Origin of the sequence: Streptomyces phaeochromogenes, assembly GCF_001418655.1 — a bacterium.
In the GTDB taxonomy this organism is placed as follows: domain Bacteria; phylum Actinomycetota; class Actinomycetes; order Streptomycetales; family Streptomycetaceae; genus Streptomyces; species Streptomyces phaeochromogenes.
This window is the reverse complement of sequence record NZ_LIQZ01000467.1, coordinates 1-3030: the sequence shown is the minus strand read 5'-3', so window position 1 is coordinate 3030 and position 3030 is coordinate 1. Positions and strand designations below refer to the sequence as shown.

The window sequence follows — 3030 nt, the reverse complement described above, 5'->3', positions numbered from 1 at the left end:
GCCCCGGCTGGGGTGGCCAGCCCCCCGCGGGCCCGGGCTGGGGCGGCCAACCGCCCGCAGGCCCCGGCGGGTACGGCGGCTACGGAGGTCCCGGCGGCCCTGGTGGCTACGGCGGCCCCGGCGGTTACGGCCCCGGCGGCCACCCCGGCTGGGGAGGCGGCTGGGGCGGTCCCCCGCCCGCGGCCAAGCCCGGCGTCATCCCGCTCCGCCCACTCGGCGTCGGCGAGATCCTCGACGGCGCGGTGTCCACGATGCGCACGCACTGGCGCACCGTGCTCGGTATCTCGCTCACCGTCGCGATCTTCACGCAGATCGCCGTGATCCTGCTCCAGGGCTTCGTCCTGGACGACAGCGCCAGCACGGAGACCCTCAACGACCCCAGCGCCACCGCCGGCGAACTGTCGCGCGCCCTGGGCGACAGCCTCCTGAACTCCGGCGCCGTCCTGCTGATCACCCTGCTCGGCACGATCGTGGCGACCGCCCTGCTCACGACCGTGACCAGCCGCGCCGTGCTCGGCAAGTCGGTGACCACCGCGGAGGCCTGGAGCGACGCCCGGCCGCAGCTGCCCAAGCTCTTCGGCCTGACCTTCCTGCTGCCGCTCATCGCCATCACCGTCGGCGCCCTGGGCACACTGCCCGGCATCCTCGTCGGCCTCGCAGGCGGAGGTGACGGCGCCATCGCGCTCGCCGTCTTCGGCGGCCTGGCCGCGGCCGTCGTCGCGCTCTGGCTGATGATCCGCTTCTCGCTGGCCTCGCCCGCCCTGATGCTGGAGAAGCAGAGCGTCTTCAAGTCGATGAGCCGCTCCGCGAAGCTCGTCCGCGGCTCCTGGTGGCGGGTCTTCGGCATCCAGCTGCTCGCCACGATCATCGCGAACATCGTGGCGTCGATCATCGTGATCCCCTTCGCCTTCCTCGCCTCCGCGCTCAGCGGCGAGGGGGTCACCGGCTTCCTCAACACCGGCACCGGCGACCTCGGCTGGACGTTCCTCGTCATCAGCGGGATCGGCTCGGTGATCGGCTCCATGCTCACGTTCCCGATCACCGCCGGCGTCTCCGTGCTCCTCTACATTGACCAGCGCATCCGCCGCGAGGCCCTCGACCTCGACCTGGCCCGCGCGGCCGGCGTCCAGGACTACGGCTCCGGCACCCCTGGTTCCACCCCGGGGAGCTGACGGAGTGAGCCTGGCGGGGGGAGTTCTCACAGCGGTACTGACGCTGCAAAGCACCAACGGGACGGCCGTACTCGCGCTGTCGCGCGGCGAAGGCGAACCGCCGGTCACGATCCCGCGCGACGCCGCGCAGGAAGCGGCCCGGCGCGAGTTGTCCAAGCGGATGTACCACGAGAACGACCCCAGCCTGCTCGAACGCGCCCTGGACGCCTTCTGGGAGTGGGTCGACAAGCTGTTCAACGCCGCCTCCTCCGCGACACCGGGCGGCGCACTCGGCCTCCTCGTCGTCGTGCTGGCGGCCCTGGCTCTCATCGGCGCCCTCTGGTGGCGCCTCGGCACCCCACGCCGCGGCCCGACGTCAGCGGCCCCGCTCTTCGACGACCGGCCGCGCAGCGCCGCCGAGCACCGCGCCGCGGCCGAGGCACACGCGGCCCAGGCCCACTGGAACCAAGCCGTCCAGGAGCGCATGCGCGCCGTCGTGCGTTCCCTGGAGGAACGCGCCCTGCTCGACCCCCGCCCCGGCCGCACCGCCGACGAGGCCGCCGCCGAAGCGGCCCGCACGCTCCCCGCCCACACCGACCGACTCCGCGCCGCGGCCCGGAACTTCGACGACGTGACGTACGGCGGACGAACGGCCGGCCCGGATACGTACCAACGCCTCTCCCAACTCGACCGCGACCTGGAACGCACCAGGCCGGTCCTCGTGAGCAGCACCCACAGCACGGCCCACAGCGCCCACCGGGGGGCCGCCGAGTGACCACCGAGGCCCCCGCACCCGAGGCGCCCGAGGCCACCCCGCCGTCCACCTCGGCCTCTCCCACCGCCCGCCAGCTGTGGACCCGCTCGCGCGGTGTCCTGCTCGCGCTCGTGGTCCTCCTGGCGGCGGCCGTCGCCATCGCCGCGGTCCGCTCGGACGCCGAGAGCGGCAGCCTCGACCCGCGCTCCGCGACCCCCTCCGGCAGCCGCGCCGTCGCCGAACTCCTCGCCGACCGAGGCGTGTCCACCCGCGTGGTCACCACCCTGAAAGAGGCCGCAGCCGCCACCGGCTCCGACACGACCCTGCTGGTCGCCCGCCCCGACCTGCTGACCGACCGTCAGCAGAACCGCCTCCACTCGGCGTTCGCGAACTCCGGCGGCCGTACCGTCCTCGTCGCCCCCACCACCCCGTCCGTCGGCACCCTCGCCCCGGGAGTGGACGCCGACCCCGCGCCCAGCTTCGACACCACGCTGTCGCCCAACTGCTCCCTGCCCGCCGCCCGACGAGCGGGCAAGGCCGAAACGGGCGGCATCCGCTACACCACGAACGCGCCCGGCGCCGACTCCTGCTACCCCGGCGACGGCCTGCCCACCCTGCTGCGCGTCCCGGCGGCCGAGGGGAACGGCGACACCGTCGTACTCGGTGCTCCCGACATCCTCCAGAACGAACGCCTCGACAAGCAGGGCAACGCCTCGCTCGCCCTCCAACTGCTCGGTTCCCGCCCCCACCTGGTCTGGTACCTCCCCTCACTCTCCGACGACTCGGCCACCGACGCCGGCGACCGCAGCTTCTTCGACCTGATGCCCTCCGGCTGGCTCTGGGGCACGCTGCAGCTCTTCTTCGCCGCGATCCTGGCCGCCCTCTGGCGCGCCCGCCGCCTCGGCCCGCTCGTGCCCGAGAAGCTCCCCGTCGCGATCCGCGCCTCCGAGACCGTCGAAGGCCGCGCCCGCCTTTACCGCAAGTCCAACGCCCGCGACCGCGCCGCCGCGGCTCTGCGCTCCACCACCCGCACCCGCCTCGCCCCCCTCGTCGGTGTCTCCCCCGCCCAGGCGCACGCGCCCGAGGCCCTGCTCCCCGCCCTGTCCGCCCAGCTCCACCGGGAAG

The 3030-nt window shown here is 74.2% G+C and carries 3 protein-coding genes; all 3 read left to right on the top strand.

Features of this window, described 5'->3' with window-relative positions; genetic code table 11:
- Positions 1 to 1172, top strand: a 1172-nt coding sequence (locus AOK17_RS43055) for a DUF7847 domain-containing protein (protein WP_055618097.1), incomplete at its 5' end; no start/stop codon positions are given.
- A 4-nt stretch (positions 1173 to 1176) separates the two neighbouring features.
- Entirely contained in the window at positions 1177 to 1926 is a 750-nt protein-coding gene (locus AOK17_RS43050) for a DUF4129 domain-containing protein (RefSeq protein ID WP_055618096.1), read from the top strand.
- The coding region (locus tag AOK17_RS43045; RefSeq protein ID WP_107102650.1) for a DUF4350 domain-containing protein at positions 1923 to 3030 on the top strand (1108 nt) is incomplete at its 3' end. The genes AOK17_RS43050 and AOK17_RS43045, both read left to right, overlap by 4 nt.